14 protein-coding genes are annotated in these 14,250 nt (G+C 70.7%); 2 read left to right on the top strand and 12 right to left on the bottom strand.

Annotated elements, in window-relative coordinates:
- Nucleotides 1-44: 44 nt before the first annotated feature.
- The 6 genes from J2X21_RS09880 to J2X21_RS09855 form a co-directional block, all read right to left on the bottom strand.
- On the bottom strand, nucleotides 45-944 hold the full coding sequence (locus J2X21_RS09880; RefSeq protein ID WP_310327913.1) for a c-type cytochrome: 900 nt from the start codon (nucleotides 942-944) through the stop codon (nucleotides 45-47).
- 165 nt (nucleotides 945-1,109) lie between these two features.
- Complete coding sequence (locus tag J2X21_RS09875; protein ID WP_310327912.1) at nucleotides 1,110-2,333, bottom strand: ABC transporter permease; 1,224 nt, start codon at nucleotides 2,331-2,333, stop codon at nucleotides 1,110-1,112.
- Nucleotides 2,333-3,640, bottom strand: a complete 1,308-nt coding sequence (locus J2X21_RS09870; protein WP_310327910.1) for an ABC transporter permease — start codon at nucleotides 3,638-3,640, stop codon at nucleotides 2,333-2,335. Before J2X21_RS09870 ends, J2X21_RS09875 begins: the two co-directional genes overlap by 1 nt.
- Nucleotides 3,640-4,911 carry a TolC family outer membrane protein gene (locus J2X21_RS09865; protein WP_310327908.1) on the bottom strand — a complete coding sequence of 424 codons (1,272 nt, stop codon included), beginning with the start codon at nucleotides 4,909-4,911 and terminating at the stop codon, nucleotides 3,640-3,642. The genes J2X21_RS09870 and J2X21_RS09865 overlap by 1 nt, the downstream gene beginning before the upstream one ends.
- 7 nt (nucleotides 4,912-4,918) lie before the next feature.
- Entirely contained in the window at nucleotides 4,919-5,614 is a 696-nt protein-coding gene (locus J2X21_RS09860; RefSeq protein WP_310327906.1) for an ABC transporter ATP-binding protein, read from the bottom strand.
- Nucleotides 5,615-6,355: 741 nt separating this feature from the next.
- Nucleotides 6,356-7,633 carry an efflux RND transporter periplasmic adaptor subunit gene (locus J2X21_RS09855; RefSeq protein ID WP_310327903.1) on the bottom strand — a complete coding sequence of 426 codons (1,278 nt, stop codon included), beginning with the start codon at nucleotides 7,631-7,633 and terminating at the stop codon, nucleotides 6,356-6,358.
- Between the two features lie 116 nt (nucleotides 7,634-7,749).
- Here J2X21_RS09855 and J2X21_RS09850 point away from each other — a divergent pair, with 116 nt between their 5' ends.
- A complete protein-coding gene (locus J2X21_RS09850) occupies nucleotides 7,750-8,100 on the top strand; it encodes a DUF2200 domain-containing protein (RefSeq protein WP_310327900.1) in 351 nt (116 codons plus the stop codon).
- Between the two features lie 54 nt (nucleotides 8,101-8,154).
- Here J2X21_RS09850 and J2X21_RS09845 read toward each other — a convergent pair whose 3' ends face one another.
- Nucleotides 8,155-8,400, bottom strand: a complete 246-nt coding sequence (locus tag J2X21_RS09845; protein WP_310327898.1) for a hypothetical protein — start codon at nucleotides 8,398-8,400, stop codon at nucleotides 8,155-8,157.
- A 142-nt stretch (nucleotides 8,401-8,542) separates the two neighbouring features.
- Between J2X21_RS09845 and J2X21_RS09840 the strand changes: the two genes are divergently transcribed.
- Nucleotides 8,543-9,046, top strand: a complete 504-nt coding sequence (locus tag J2X21_RS09840; RefSeq protein ID WP_310327895.1) for a GNAT family N-acetyltransferase — start codon at nucleotides 8,543-8,545, stop codon at nucleotides 9,044-9,046.
- Nucleotides 9,047-9,131: 85 nt separating this feature from the next.
- Here J2X21_RS09840 and J2X21_RS09835 read toward each other — a convergent pair whose 3' ends face one another.
- From J2X21_RS09835 to J2X21_RS09815, 5 genes are all read right to left on the bottom strand, one after another.
- Nucleotides 9,132-10,391, bottom strand: coding sequence for a DUF1501 domain-containing protein (locus J2X21_RS09835; protein WP_310327892.1), 1,260 nt, complete (start codon nucleotides 10,389-10,391; stop codon nucleotides 9,132-9,134).
- 5 nt (nucleotides 10,392-10,396) lie between these two features.
- Complete coding sequence (locus tag J2X21_RS09830; protein ID WP_310327889.1) at nucleotides 10,397-11,914, bottom strand: DUF1800 domain-containing protein; 1,518 nt, start codon at nucleotides 11,912-11,914, stop codon at nucleotides 10,397-10,399.
- A gap of 313 nt (nucleotides 11,915-12,227) precedes the next feature.
- Nucleotides 12,228-12,602 (bottom strand): response regulator, encoded by a 375-nt coding sequence (locus J2X21_RS09825; RefSeq protein ID WP_310327886.1) that lies wholly within the window; start codon nucleotides 12,600-12,602, stop codon nucleotides 12,228-12,230.
- A gap of 189 nt (nucleotides 12,603-12,791) precedes the next feature.
- A complete protein-coding gene (locus tag J2X21_RS09820) occupies nucleotides 12,792-13,514 on the bottom strand; it encodes a DNA-binding transcriptional response regulator (protein WP_310327883.1) in 723 nt (240 codons plus the stop codon).
- Nucleotides 13,515-13,578: 64 nt separating this feature from the next.
- Entirely contained in the window at nucleotides 13,579-14,190 is a 612-nt protein-coding gene (locus tag J2X21_RS09815) for a helix-turn-helix domain-containing protein (protein WP_310327879.1), read from the bottom strand.
- Between the last annotated feature and the right edge of the window lie 60 nt (nucleotides 14,191-14,250).

Below are 14,250 nucleotides of genomic sequence, written 5' to 3'. Positions count from 1 at the left end.
GCCCATGGTGCCAGGGCCGGCAAATCCCTGGCCCGTGCCAGGAGTCAGCGTGCGCCGAAATCGCGCGCCGGCAGCGTGACGAGATAGGCGTGCAGGCCGCGCAGGTCCACGTCGCTCATCTGCGCCAGAGACTGGAACGGCATGACCGCGATGGCCGCGCCGTCCGGCCGCTTGCCGCTCTTCATCATCGCGACGAAGGCGTCGGCGTTGGCATAGCGCGGCATCGCGCTGCCTTTGCCGGGCGTCAGGTTGGCCGCGGCCGGCCAGTCCGGCGGGCCGCCGGGCACCTTGCCGCCGCCAAAGCCTTCGCCATGGCAGCCCACGCACATCTGCGCCACATAGCGGCCATGCTCGACCGTGACGCCCTCGGGCACCGGCGCGGACGGCGCCAGGCCATGGTCGATCTTGGCGGCAGCGTCCTTGATCAGCCCCAGGCCGTACAGCACGCGCACCGGCGGCGGCAGCTGGATGACGGTGCGCTCGCCGGGCGTGACGGCCGGCAGCTGCTTCGCATGCGCCACCAGCGCGGCGGTATCGGCATCGGTGAAGCGGTTGTAGTCCTCGCTGGGCATGATGATCAGCGGTCGGCCATCGGGCTTGAGGCCGTGCCGGATGGCCCGCACCCAGTCCTCCACGCCATAGCGGGCGGTCACGCCGGCCGGCGTCAGGTTGGGCGCGACGACCAGCATGCCGCCGGCATCGATGACCTTGCGGCCACCGCCATCGGCGCCATGGCATTCGGCGCAGCCGCGCGAATGGAACAGGTAGCGGCCGCGTTCCAGCGCGGCGGCGTCGGTGGGCAGCGTCAGCGGCGCGATGGCCACGTCCACCCGCCGCGCCATCTTGCGGTCGGCCATCAGCCAGCCCGCCACGGCGACCGCAACGGCCAGCAGCAACAAGACGCCTGCGGCCAGCAGCAGCCGCTTCAACAGCTTGGACCCCATACCTTCCCCCTCTTTCAATCCCCCGTATTCCGGGCCGAGCGCCGGGCCGCCCCAAGCCGGCCCGCCGGACGATGTGCGCGCGGCTCAATGCCGCACGCATCGCCGTCCCCCCGGGGGACCCACCAGGCCTGCCCGCGTTCAGCAGGGCGGACTGGGCGAGGGGCCTCAACTCCTCAGCGCAGCTACGGGCGACAGCCGCGCAGCGCGCCGGGCCGGCACCCAGACGGCCACCTGCCCCAGCAGCCACAACGATAGGGCGCCGGCGGGCAGATAGGCCCAGGGCAAACGCGGAAGCTCGTAGCTCTGCATCAACAGCTGGCCCAGGCCCACGGCGCCGGCCGTGCCGATGAGAATGCCGGTGGTCGTCAGCAGCAGGTTCTCGAGCTGGAAGTAGCGGCGGATCTGCTGCTCGGTGGCGCCCAGAGCGCGGCGCGTACCGATCATGCGGGTGCGCTGCTGCACCCAGAAGCTGGCCAGGCCCACGATGCCCATGGCCGTCACCAGCAGCAGCGCCACGCAGACGCCGCCCATCAGCCAGGCCATCGCGCGGTCCTGCGCGTAGAAGCGGGTGCGCATCTCGGTCAGCGTGCGCGCCTCGGTGACGACGCGGCTGGGATCCGCGGACTCCAGCGCGGCCGTCACGGCCTTGATCTGCTGGTTGAGCTGACCGGGTTCGGCGCGGATCACGTAGGAGCCGCCGCCACGCAGCGGCAGGATCATCGCGGCGCCCGCGCCGTTGCCGCGCGCCCGGTGCAGCTGCGTGTGCGTCAGCGTGTCGACGACGCCGATGATGGTCGACGGCGAGTTGCCGAACACGTAGACCGTCTTGCCCACGGCGGACTGGCCCGGGAACAGCCGCTCGGCCATGATCTTGTTGACGATGAGCTGGCCGATCTTGGGCTCGGCGACGCTGAACACCTTGAAGTTGTCCAGCACCTCCTCGGCCGTGAAGTTGCGGCCCTCCACCAGGCGCACGCCGAAGGTCGCCAGCATGTGGTCGTCGGATGCGTACTGGGCCGCGGACACGCGCAGGCCCTTGCTGTCCGGCTCCAGCGACACGCCGCTGTTGTTGCTGTTGTTGCCGTAGGCAATCTGGTTGACCACCGTGACCGACTTCAGCCCGGGCAGCGCGCGCAGCCGCGCCAGGTCCTCGCCGATGACGGTGGCGACCCGCTCCGGCGCCAGCGGCTTGCTGCCGCGCAGCGTCAGCACGGCGATCTCGGACTCGGCCATGCCGCTGTCAGTCTGCAGCGCGTCGACGCGGGTCTGGATCAGGTGCAGCGCGTTGGTGACGATGGCGCAGGTCAGCGCCACCTCCAGCACGATGAGGCCGGCCGCGATCTTGTGGCGGCGCAGCGTGGAGAGGATGGGGAAGAGGTCTTTCATCATCACTGCACCTTGAGCTGAACAGCCGGGGTCACCAGCGCCGCACGCCAGGCCGGCAGCAGGCCCGCCAGCAGGCTGGCCAACAGAGCCAGGCCCAGCGTCAGCGCCAGCATGGACGCGTCAAGTTCGGCCAGACGGGCGTAGTCGTTGGGGCTCTGGCGCACCAGCCACAGGCCGCCCTGCGCCAGCAGCAGACCCAGTACGGCACCGGCCAGGCCCAGCACGCCGGCCTCGACGACGAACTGCCTAAAGATGTCGGCCCGCGTGGCGCCCAAAGCGCGGCGCACGCCGATCTCGCCGCTGCGCCGCAGCGTCTTGGCCAGCAGCAGGCCCACCATGTTGACGATGCAGACCGCCAGGAAGCCGAAGGCCAGCCAGGTCTGCAGCCTCACGTCGGCCGGCAGCACCTTCTGCGCGCCCAGCCAATCCATCACGTTGCGCAGCCGCACATTGGTCGGGCGCTCGAAACGGCCGGCCTTGCGTTGCGCCTCGGAGTAGGCGACCAGGTAGTCGCGGTAGGCCGCGGCATCCTCGGGCTTCTCGAATTCGACCCAGTACTGGATCCACGAGCAGCTGGCCGCCAGGTCCAGCGAGCTGCCGGTGCCGGCGCCGCGGGCCCAGCAGTCCATGTTGCCCCAGTGGCCCATCTTCAGCGCCATCGCGGTGGAGAACGGCAGGTAGAAGTCCTCGGTCTCGGTGTAGCTGCCCAGCGTCAGGTCCCAGAAGTGCGGCTGTACCTTCCAGGGCCGCAGCACGCCGATGACGCGCAGCGTCTGGCCGCGCACGATGACCTCGCGGCCCACGCTGTTGGCGCCGCCGAACAGCTTCTCGTTCAGAGCCGCCGACAGCACGGCCACGCGCGCCTCGGCCTCGTCGTCGGCCGCGTTCCAACCGCCGCCGTGCTGCCAGGGCGCGTCGAACATCGCGAAGAAGTCGGCCGACGTGTAGCGCACGCTGGAGAACGTGGGCTTGATCTGCGCATCGGGCAGCGACACGGCCGTGTTGAAGCCGCTGGACATGGACTGGCGCATGGCCTTCTTGTCGCGCAGCAGCGCCGTCGCATCGAAGCGGGTCAGGTCGAAGGTGGGCTCTTCGCCCGCCTTCCAGCCCACCATGTCGGCCGCATCCAGCTGCACGTTGAACAGCCGCTGGCTCTTGTGCGGAATCGGGTCGCCGGACAGTACGTGATAGACGGTCAGCGTGGTCATGCAGGCGCCTATGCCCAGCGCCAGCGCCAGCACCATCAGCGCCGACAGGCCCTTGTAGGCCAGGATGTTGCGCCAGGCGAGTTCGAGGTAATGCAGAAACATCAGCGTGTCTCCAGAAGAGCGTTGACGGCGGCCAGTTCGGTGTCGCCCAGCGAACCGGCGGCCTGGTGCAGCGACAGCAGCGCCAGCACATGGCGGTGGCGGGCCTGGGTCTGTGCGTTCTGCGCGCCGGCCAGCGTCTGGATGGCGAGCAGCAGGTCGGTGGTGGAGCGCGTGCCCAGCGTCAGGCCGGTGCGCGTGGCGTCCAGCGCGCGCTGCGCGGCGGCCACGGCGGCCTCGGTCGCGCGCAGCTGGGCCTCGCCCTGGCCCACGGCCAGGTGGCGGCCACGCACCTCGCGCAGCACGGCGCGGCGGCCGGCTTCGAGCTGCTCGCGGGCCGCTTCGCGCTGGAAGCCGGCACGGTCGGCCGCGGCGCTGGTGGCGCCGCCGGCGAACAGCGGCACCGTCAGCCGCAGCGCCACCTGCGTGGGCGTGCGGCCGGCGTCAGACAGCGGCACGCCATCGCCGCGCTGGCGCTGCGTGTCCACACCCAGGCTCAGCGTGGGCAGGTGGCCGGCACGGGCGGACGAGATGCGTTGCTCGCTCGCCTGCACCTCCAGCTGCAGCGCCTGCAGCTCGGGGTTGGCCTGCAGCGCGCGCTGCCCCCAGGCCTCGGCGTCATCGGGCAGCGTCTGGGCCGCCAGCGTGGCGCGCAGCGGCTGCAGCGTCGGTGCGGAGGTACCGGTCAGTTGCGCCAGCGACTCGCGCGCATCTGCCAGCTGGGCCTCGGCAGCCAGCGTGGTCGTGCGGGCCAGCTCGCGGTAGGCGCGCGACTGATCGGCCTCGACCTGCGCCGACAGGCCGGACTTGAAGCGCGTCTCGGCCTCACGCACCTGGCGGTCGAAGGCGTCCTCGTTGGCGCGCGCGGTGGCCAGCTGGGCCTGGGCCGACAGCAGGCCGAAATAGGCCTCGGCCACGCGCTCGCGCGCGGCTTGCTCGGCGGCGATCAGGCGGGCGGACTGCGCCGACGCGAGGCTGCGGCTGGCATCCCATTCGCGCAGCGCGGCCAGGTCGACCAGCGTCTGGCTGACGCTGCTGGTCGTGACGTTCCAGCGTGCGCCGCCGCTCTCGCGCAGCTCGCTGCTCTGCAATCGCCATTGCGGCAGCAACGCGGCACGGGCCTCGCGGGCGCTGGCGTCCTGCGCGCCGGTCAACGCGGCGGCCTGGCGCAGCAGAGGGTCGGCCGCGCGGGCCTGGGCCCAGACCTGCAGCAGGTCGTCGGCGCGGGCCGCGGTGGCGGCCAGCAGCGCGAGGACGATGAAGGGAACTCGCATCGTGTGGTCAGGCGGGCAAGGCCATCTTCAATTCGGCGGACAGGTCCACGACCTGGCCGTCGATGACATGCACATTGCGCTGCGCGCGCGCGGCCAGCTGCGGGTCGTGCGTGACCATCACGATGGTGGCGCCGTCGCGGTGCAGCTCCTCCAGCAGCTCCATGACGCTGCGCGCCATCGCGCTGTCGAGGTTGCCGGTGGGTTCGTCGGCGAGCAGCAGGCGCGGCTCGCCGGCCAGCGCGCGGGCGATGGCCACGCGCTGCTGCTGGCCGCCGGACAGTTCGTTCGGATAGTGCTTGGCGCGCGCAGACAGGCCCACGCGGGCCAACGCATCGGCCGCGCGCTTCTTGCGCTCGGCACCGCCCATGCCGCGGTAGCGCAGCGGCACCTCGATGTTGTCCAGCACGTTCAGGTCGGGGATGAGGTTGAACGCCTGGAAGATGAAGCCGATCTTCTGGTTGCGGATGCGCGAGCGCTCGGCATCGCCCATGCGGCTGACGTCGATGCCGTCCAGCTTGTAGGTGCCGGCGCTGAAGGCCTCCAGCAGCCCGGCGATGGTCAGGAAGGTCGTCTTGCCAGAGCCTGAGGGGCCGGTCACGGCAACGAACTCGCCTTCCTTGACGGTGAGGTTGAAGTCGCGCAGCGCATAGGTCTCGACCATCTCGGTGCGGTAGACCTTCTGCAGTTTTTCCATCTGGAGCATGGGGTGTCCTTGCTTTGGCTTGTTGTTGCGTTTGACGGTTGCGTTATCGATGCAGCGGGTGCGCGGCCAGATTGCCGGGAGTCCCGCCCGGCGGCGGGGTAACTTTCTTCTGCGGCGCCAGAAGAAAGTCACCAAAGAAGAGGCGCTGAACCGCATCCCATCGCGGCGCCGCCAACAGCGGCGCCCGAAAACGGCCGGCGGCTTTGCGCCTAGACACGACCCGCTGCGCTCTCGCGGCTGTCCCTATGACGACCAGCACTGATCGCACCTTCACGCCGCTTAACGCCGGCTGCACGCCGGGCTCATCAAGAAATGCCGCGAATGCAGCGTCGCTGGGGCGACGCGTAGGTTGGGGTGCCAACCCCAACGTCGGGCGTCGCGAGGCATGTTGGGGTTCGCGAACCTCACCCCAACCTACGCAGGCCGTCGCGTCGCCCGAGCGACGCTGCATGGGGCTGTTCTGGTGAGCACGGCGTGCAGCCGCGCGTCGGACGGTCAGGTGAGGCCTTGGATGTTGCTCGTGACAAGTCAGGCGCGAGAGCGCAGCGGTTCGCATCTGTGCAGGCTGCTGTCGGCTGTTGTACGGCTCAGCTCGCGCACGTGGTGCTGGTGTGCGGTCCAGGGCCTTTTCTTTGGTGACTTTCTCTTGGCCCCGCAAAAGGAAGTTACCCCGCTGCCGGGCGGGACTCCCGGCAATCTCACGAAGAGCCGCACGTGTCGAGAAGGCATCCATCAACGGCCTCAATCCGCAACGAGCACGCGATCCGCGCCCTTGAAGTTTTCGGCGCCGGAGATGACGACGCGGTCGCCGGCCGCCAGGCCCGACAGCACCTCGACCCGCTCCAGCGAGCGCGCGCCCAGCTTGATCGCGACCTTCTCGGCCACGCCGCCGCGCATCACGTAGGCGAAGCTGCCGCCGCCCTCGTCGACGAAGCTGCCGCGCGCGACGCCCAGCACCTTGTCGCGCTTGTCCAGCAGCACGCGCACCGACAGGCGCTGGTTCTGGCGCAGCTGCTCGGGCTGCTGCCCGTCGAAGCGCAGCCGCGCGGCCACCTCGCCGTTGACCACCTCGGGCGACACCGAGCTGACCAGCCCGTTCCAGCGCTGGCCGTTGCCGCTGATCTCGCCGGGCATGCCGGGCTGCAGCTCGCGGGCGAAGCTCTCGGCCACTTGCATCTGCACCTCCAGCGCCGACAGGTCGATGACCGACAGCAGCCGGGCATCGCGCGCGACGTTCGTGCGGTCGGCGATGAACAGCTGGCCCACTTGGCCGTCCACCGGCGAGCGCACCTGCAGCTCGGCCACCTGGCGCTCCAGGTCGGCCGCCAGCAGCTGCTGGCGCGCCAGCGCGCTTTGCTTGGCCTGCACGTCCAGCTTCAGGCTGTCGGTCTTCAGGCCGCGCAGGTCGCGCGCCTGGTCCAGCGCCAGCTTGGCCTTGGCCAGCGCGTCCTGCGCACGCTCCACCTGCATGCGCGCGGTGGCGCCGGCCTCGAAGGCCTGCGTCTGGCGGGCCAGGTCGTTCTGCGCGGTCTGCTGGTCGATGCGGGCGTTCTCGTAGGCGCTCTGCAGCGCGGCGGTCTGCTGCTTGGCCTCGACCTCGGCGCGGGCCAGGTCGGCGCGCAGCGCATCGACGTTGCTGCGCTCCTGCGCGAGGCGGTTGGTCAGCTCGGGCGAGTCCACGCGGGCCAGCACCTGGTCGCGCTTGACCGGGTCGCCGGCCTTGACCAGCAGCGTGGCGGTGCCGGCGCCCTGGGCGTACAACGTGGGGCTTTGCGCCGCGACGACGCGGCCCTCGCCGGCCACGTCGCGCGTCAACGGCGCGATGGCGACGGTCGCGATGGACAGGCGCTGCGCGCTGACGGTGGTGTCGGCCGACAGCATCTGCTTGATGCGCGGGCCGGCCACGAAGACCAGCAGGCCCGCCACGGCGAGGCCGCCGGCCAGCAGTAGCGGCCAGCGCCGGGACGATTTGGCGAGCGGTCGGTCCTGCTCGGAGGTGTCGCGGAATCCGGTGTTCATGCAGCTCATTTCGCAAGGCGTGTGCCAGCGGGATGTCCGTTACAAATCAGTCACTTGGCGCTGCGGACGCTGTCCGCGGACACTGTCCGGACAGTCCGGCCGATAGCATCCAACCCATGTCCGAACACCGCATCTACTCGACCGCCTTCGCCAAGGTCTACCCGATGTATGTGCAGAAGGCCGAGCGCAAGGGCCGCACGCAGGCGGAGGTCGACCAGGTCATCCAGTGGCTGACCGGCTACGACGCCGCCGGGTTGCAGCGGGTACTGGACGAAGGCTGGGACTTCCGCCGCTTCTTCGCCGACGCGCCCGCACTGAACCCGAATGCCCCGCTGATCACCGGCGTGGTCTGCGGCATCCGCGTGGAAGACATCGAGGACCCGCTGATGCAGAAGTTGCGCTGGCTGGACAAGCTCGTTGATGAGCTGGCTAAAGGAAAGGCGATGGAGAAGATCCTGCGCCGCTAGAAAAAACAAAAACCCGCCAGCGGCGGGTTGGTGGCGACTGACGGCAGCGCGGCTTCAGACGCGGCGCGTGCCTGTCGAGGCGGCGGCCAGCGTGGTCTCGGCACGGCGGCCCTCGATGACGACGCGCGGCAGCTGCGCGATGACCGGCGCGTCGGCGCGCTTGCCGGTGATGACCACGCGCTCCAGCTTGACCACCTCGACCGCAGGCGCTGCGGCACGGTCCGCCAGGCCGACGCCCAGCGCGGCGGCTGCGGCGACGGAAGCGATGGCGATGGCGAAGGTCTTGGCGGCGGTGTTCATGGTGGGCTCCGGTGGGTTGGCTGTGTCAGTGATTGCAGTGTCTGCAACGACTGCCGCCGCCGCGAGCGCCTCGCGATGAATCGCGGGCGGGAGCGGATGAACTGCAGATGCGCGGCGCCGAGCGGCGCCCACAATGCCGGCCATGAACACGCTCCCCACGACCGTCTCGCTGCGCGAGATCACCGCCGACACCGTGCGCGCCGTCACCCAGCTGGCCGTCGCCGAAAGCCAGGCCGGCTTTGTCGCGCCCAACGCGGTATCGCTGGCACAGGCGCTGTTCGCGCCCGAGGCCTGGTATCGCGCGATCTATGCCGGGGAAGAACTGGCCGGCTTTGTCATGCTGGCGGACGAGTCGCTGCGCTCACCCCCGCCTGCGCGGCCGGCCGTGGGCGTGTGGCGCTTCATGGTCGATGCACGCTTCCAGGGCCGTGGTGTCGGGCGTGACGCGTTGCTGCTCGTCATCGAGCACGTGCGGGCCAAGGGACTGTTCAGCTCACTGGCGCTGTCCTACGTGCCCGGCCCGGGCTGCCCTGAGCCGTTCTACCGTGCGCTGGGCTTCGCGCCCACGGGCGAGGTGGACGACGGCGAGATCGTCATGAGCCTGCCGCTGGCTCAGGCGATGCCGGTCGCCACCAGGAAGCAATAGGCCAGCACGGCCACCAGCGTCCACAGTCCGACCGAATGCAACGAGATTCGCGCCATGTCCATCTCCCTGCGGTTGCGGCGGGGCGTCAGGCCCGCACCAGCTTGTCCGCGTGACGCCAAGTCTGCGGTGACTGGGGAAACACTGTTGCCAGTGCGGTTTCCGACAGGCCCAGGTGGCGCTGCAGCACCGGCGCCAGCACCTGGCGGAAGTCGGTGGTCACGGCCAGGTCGCGGCCGTCGGCCAGCGCGGCCTTGTCCAGGCCCGGCCAGTCGCCCAGCACCTGGCCGCCCGCGATGGGGCCGCCCATCAGCCACATGACGTTGCCGCGGCCGTGGTCGGTGCCGCCGTTGCCGTTCTGGCGCACGGTGCGGCCGAACTCGCTGACGACGACGATGACCGTGTCCTTGTAGGCGTCGCCCAGGCCGCGGCTCAGCGCGTCCAGCCCTTCGCCCAGGCTGGCCAGGCGGTTGGCCAGCTGGCCGCGCGCGGCGCCCTGGTTGACGTGGGTGTCCCAGCCCCCCACCGATGTGAACGCGAGCTGGGTGTTGGGATCCTTGCGGATCAGCGTGCCCAGCCGCTGCGCGTCGGCCGCGAAGCTGCGCGCGGACGGCGCGCCGGCGTCGGCCGTCGGGTCCATGGAGCGGCCGCCGCCCATGCCGCCACCACCCATCGCGTTGCCAGACGCCATGCTGCGCGCCATGCCTTCGCGGCCCTCGGTGGTGTCGCGCAGCGTGCCGCTGAGCGGCGCGTCGCCGGCGTAGAGCTTGGCCAGGCCGGCCTGCATCTGCGGGTTGTCGATGGCGCGGCGCTGCAGCGCATTGGGCCCCAGGCCCAGGCTGGCGACGCTCGCGGTGCCCGAGAAGATGCGCGGCGGCGTGTTGCCCTGGCTGATGGCGCGCGTGGGCGCGGGCTCGCCGGGCAGCGCGGCCAGCAGCCGGTTCATCCAGCCGTCGGGCGTGGACTTGCGGCCGGGCGTCCCGGATTCCAGGTAGTCCTGCGCGTCGAAGTGCGACCGCGTCGGGTCGGGCGAGCCGCTGGCGTGCACGAAGGCCAGTTGGCCGCCGTCCCAGTGGCGCTTCAGCATGGCCAGCGACGGGTGCAGGCCGAACAGCGAGTCCAGCTTGATGAGGCCGTCCTCGGCGCCCGGCGCGTTCAGCGCGATCTGCGGCCGGCCGGCGGCGTAGTCGCGGTCACCATAGGGCGCAACGACCGACAGGCCATCCACCGCGCCGCGCAGCATGACGACGACCATCTTCTTCTGGGTCGCGCCCTGTGCGCGCACCAGCGAGACCGGCAGGCCGCCCAGCGTGAAGGCACCGAAGTGCAGCAGTTGTCGACGCAGCATCGCGATCACCTTTTCATGAAGTCGGGGGAGGCCAGCAGCAGCGCCACTTGCTGGCCGGCGGGCTCGGCCGCCAGCGTGCGCCGCGTGGGCTCGCTCAAGGCGGCACCCAACGTGCTGCTCAGGCGCTGCGGGCTGACGCCGCTGCGCTGGCCCAGCGTGGTGGCCAGTTGCACGCGCTGCGTCAACGCCTCGGGGTTGCGCCAGGCAGCGGCGGTGTTCTTGTAGCCGTCGGGCGTCTGCGCGCCGTACAGCGGCTGGCCGGCTTGTTGCAGCGCCTGCAGCAGCGGCTGCGGCTGGGCCAGTGGCAGGTCCAGCGCGCGCAGGCTGGAGATGAGGTACTGGTAAGGCGTCTTGAACTTGGCCTGGTAGGCCTCGCGGCTCCAGAACTCGTCGGACTGCATCAGCGTGCGCGTCAGCTCGCGCAGGTCGCCGCCGCTGCTCTTGAAGCTGTCCGCCAGGCGGTCCACCAGCGCCGGCGGCGGCTGGTCGGCCACGAAGGCCTGCGCGAACTTGAAGGCCAGATGCCTGGCGGTGGATGGGTGCGCGGCCAGCACGTCCAGCGCGCGCTCGCCCTCGGCCTGGCCGGCAGCGGGAATGGCTTTGCCCAGCCAGGTCTTGCTGCCGCGGTCGTGGCGGCGCGCGTCGAACTCGAACACGGGGCCCTTGCCGGCGCGTGCGTCTATGCCCCAGCCGGTCAGCATGCGCGCCAGCTCGGTCACGTCGCGCTGGGTGTAACCGCCGTCCACGCCCAGCGTGTGCAGTTCCATCAGCTCGCGCGCATAGTTTTCGTTGAGGCCGCGCTGGCGCGCGCCCTCGCCGCTCGCGCGCGGCTGCATGCGCGGTGCGGCGCTCTGCGCGTTGTCCAGGTAGACCAGCATGGCCGGATGCTTGGCGGTCGCGCCCAGCATGTCGCGGAAGCGCCCCAGCACATGCGGCCGGATGGCGGTCTGCTCATAGTCGGCCACCAGCACGCCCACCGCGTTCTTGCCGGAGAACACATTGAAGTGGTTGAACCAGAACTCGGTCAGCACCTCTTCCAGCTGCGCTGGGCTCTGCAGCGCGCGCGCCAGCCGCGCGGTGCCAGCCTGCAGCACCAGCGGCCTGACCTTCTCGCGTACCGCGTTCAGCGCATCGGCACTGGGCGTCTCGCCCTTGGCCTGCTCGCGCCTGGCCTCGCGGGCCGCGCGCACGGCGTCGCGGTAGCGGGTCATCAGCTCAGCCTGGTCCAGCTTCAGCACTTCCAGGCAGGCCAACCGGGTGGCCAGCGCGTCGGGCTGCGGCAGGCGGCGCGGCTGCAGTTGTTCGTCGAGGAAGCGCGCCAGCCAGCGTTCGGCGCCCTGCTCCGCGATGGCGGCGGCATCGGCCGGGCGTGGGCCGTAGCCCAGGCGGTTCAGCGCATGCAGCGCGCGTTCATCGGCGCTCAGCGGCGAAGCGGCTGCGGCTGTCGCGGCCTGGCCGCGGCGGGTCAGTGCCAGGCCGGCCAGCGCGGCGGCGCTTTCCAGCATGAAGCGGCGGTTTTTCATCGGGCGTCTCCGTGTCCGTCTTTGGACCGGAGCATCCCGCGTTCTGCGCAAGGGCATGTGGCCCACGCGCAAAGAAATGTGTATGCCCCTCGCCAGACCCGCTCCCGCTGAACGCGGGCGGGCCTGGTCGGTCTTGCAGACCGCGCTGCGGACAGTGCCGCAGCTCTTCGGCAGGCACATGCCGCCCACCGGGCGCCATGTGTCCGGCCTCAGCCCCCGAGGGGACGGCGATGCACGCGGCATTGAGCCGCGCGCACATCGCCATGGCGGGCCGGCTTGGGAGCGGCCCGGCGCTCGGCCCGCAAATCCTCGGTCAGCCGCCCAACCAACGCTCCAGGCTGCGTAGCGTGGCCGCCACATCTAGTGGCTTGGTCCAGTAGCCGTCGAAGCCCCCGCGGCGGGCCAGGTCGGCGGCCACGTAGTCGGCCTCGGCCGTCACCAGCAGCGCCGGCACGGCCATCGGCAGGCCTTGGGCGCGCAGTTCGGCCAGCAGCCGGTCACCGGGCACGTCGGGCAGGCGCAGGTCGCACAGCAGCAGGTCAACACGCCCGGCGCCCATACAGGCTCGGGCGTCGGCACCACTGCGCGCCACCTTCAGCTGGAAACCCGGCCTCAGCTCCAGGATGCCTTGCATCAGCATCGCGCTGACCGGATCGTCCTCGACATAGAGCACCACACGCATCGACATGGGCACCCCTCAGCCTCCGCGAGGGCGCAGAGACCCCGGCGGGAAGAACCGTTGTGGGAAAGCGTTGTACATCTGAGACGTCCGTTAGATTTGCTGTGATTATCAAATTTATTGATAAACACAGCTGGACGCATGCCCCTACTCGGGGGCCGTCAGATCAATTGCGCAAAATATTGCAGATCATTGGCCTCAACGTGACGCCAGCGTCCGCAGGCCCTGGGCCATCACGGCCCAGGCCTGGGCGGCCACCTCGCCCTGTTCGGCAGCGGCCTCCAGCGCGCGCGCCTGTGCGGCCAGGCCCGGCTCGCCGATCAGCTCCAGCACGGCCTTGAGCCCATGCACCACGGGCCGCAACGCCACCGCGTCGCTGGCCGCGACGGCGGCCTCGCCCTGCGCCAGGTCGGCACCGAAGCGCTCCAGGCAGCCGGCGCGAAAGCTCTCGTACATCGCGCGGTCGCCGCCGAAATGCGTCGCCACCGGATCGCCCGCGGCGGTGGCGGCCTCGGGCGGCACCGGCGCTTCACCGCGACGCAGCAGGCCCGCGATGGCGCTCAGCAGCTCCTCCAGCGGCACCGGCTTGCGCAGCGTGCAGGCCACGCCCTGGGCCGCCAGCAGCGGGCGGCGCTCGTCGTGAACGCCGGCGCTGAACACCAGCCACGGCGGCGCGCCGGGCGCGCGCGCATGGCCTTCCGCTAGCAGCAGTTCGGCCGAGCCGTCGGGCAGCATCAGGTCGCTGATGACCAGCGCCCAGCCGCCGCCGGCCAGTGCCTCGCGCGCGCCGGCGAGGCTGCGCACCAGGCGGAACTCCACGGGCGGCGCCTCGGGGTCATGGTCAGGTAACTCTTCCAGTGCCAGTTCGACGAAGCGCGCGATGGCAGCGTCGTCCTCGATGAGCAGCAGTCGTGCGGACATGGGCCCATCATCGCCTGTCGCACCGCGCGATGGCAGCGTGGCGCGCTGGGAGGAACCCGCCCCGTCAGGCCGTGGCGGTGGCGCGCGCCAGCAGCGGCGGCAGGGCCGTGACCAGCGCGGTCTTGTGCACCACCGGCACACCGTCCAGCGCAAAGCGGTAGGGCTCGCGCTGGGCCTCGTCCAGCGAGGTCACGACGATGAGCTTGCTGGCCGCGAACTGCGGGTGCGAGCGCAGACTGGTGATCAGCGCCGCGCCGTCGATGCCGGGCAGCAGGATGTCGATGAGCAGCACGTCGGGCTCCAGCCTGCCCGCCAGCGCCAGGCCGGCGATGCCGTCGGACGCGATGTGCAGCTCGGCCTCCGGCAGCTCGCGCTTGACGACCAGGCCGATCAGGTTCTGGAAGTGCACCGAGTCCTCGATGAGCAGCAGCGTCAGCGGCCGCTCCAGGCCGACCGCCACGCCGCCAGACGTGACCGGCGCACCACCACGCAGCTGCAGCAACGCGTCGATGGAGCTGCGCAGGATGCGGCGGTGCCCCCCGGGCGTCTTCCAGGCCTGCAGCTCGCCACGGTCGACCATCAGCTGTACCGAACGGACGGCCATGCCCAGGCGCTGGGCGGCCTCGGTGGTGGAGCAGGTGTCAGGGACGGGCGGGTTGGGTTTCACCCGCGACATTTTGCCGAATTCATCGGAGCTTGCCGATCTGCCTGTATTTGATAGAAATGATCGTGTTGA

Source organism: Roseateles asaccharophilus, assembly GCF_031458115.1.
Lineage (GTDB): Bacteria > Pseudomonadota > Gammaproteobacteria > Burkholderiales > Burkholderiaceae_C > Pelomonas > Pelomonas asaccharophilus_A.
The sequence above is the reverse complement of the archived record's forward strand: the minus strand, read 5'-3'. Positions and strand labels throughout refer to the sequence as shown.

Excerpts from the sequence above, each read along its gene's own strand:
- J2X21_RS09880 (WP_310327913.1), bottom strand. The coding sequence starts at position 944 with ATGGGGTCCAAGCTGTTGAAGCGGCTGCTGCTGGCCGCAGGCGTCTTG.
- J2X21_RS09875 (WP_310327912.1), bottom strand. The coding sequence starts at position 2,333 with ATGATGAAAGACCTCTTCCCCATCCTCTCCACGCTGCGCCGCCACAAG.
- J2X21_RS09870 (WP_310327910.1), bottom strand. The coding sequence starts at position 3,640 with ATGTTTCTGCATTACCTCGAACTCGCCTGGCGCAACATCCTGGCCTAC.
- J2X21_RS09865 (WP_310327908.1), bottom strand. The coding sequence starts at position 4,911 with ATGCGAGTTCCCTTCATCGTCCTCGCGCTGCTGGCCGCCACCGCGGCC.
- J2X21_RS09860 (WP_310327906.1), bottom strand. The coding sequence starts at position 5,614 with ATGCTCCAGATGGAAAAACTGCAGAAGGTCTACCGCACCGAGATGGTC.
- J2X21_RS09855 (WP_310327903.1), bottom strand. The coding sequence starts at position 7,633 with ATGAACACCGGATTCCGCGACACCTCCGAGCAGGACCGACCGCTCGCC.
- J2X21_RS09850 (WP_310327900.1), top strand. The coding sequence starts at position 7,750 with ATGTCCGAACACCGCATCTACTCGACCGCCTTCGCCAAGGTCTACCCG.
- J2X21_RS09845 (WP_310327898.1), bottom strand. The coding sequence starts at position 8,400 with ATGAACACCGCCGCCAAGACCTTCGCCATCGCCATCGCTTCCGTCGCC.
- J2X21_RS09840 (WP_310327895.1), top strand. The coding sequence starts at position 8,543 with ATGAACACGCTCCCCACGACCGTCTCGCTGCGCGAGATCACCGCCGAC.
- J2X21_RS09835 (WP_310327892.1), bottom strand. The coding sequence starts at position 10,391 with ATGCTGCGTCGACAACTGCTGCACTTCGGTGCCTTCACGCTGGGCGGC.
- J2X21_RS09830 (WP_310327889.1), bottom strand. The coding sequence starts at position 11,914 with ATGAAAAACCGCCGCTTCATGCTGGAAAGCGCCGCCGCGCTGGCCGGC.
- J2X21_RS09825 (WP_310327886.1), bottom strand. The coding sequence starts at position 12,602 with ATGTCGATGCGTGTGGTGCTCTATGTCGAGGACGATCCGGTCAGCGCG.
- J2X21_RS09820 (WP_310327883.1), bottom strand. The coding sequence starts at position 13,514 with ATGTCCGCACGACTGCTGCTCATCGAGGACGACGCTGCCATCGCGCGC.
- J2X21_RS09815 (WP_310327879.1), bottom strand. The coding sequence starts at position 14,190 with ATGTCGCGGGTGAAACCCAACCCGCCCGTCCCTGACACCTGCTCCACC.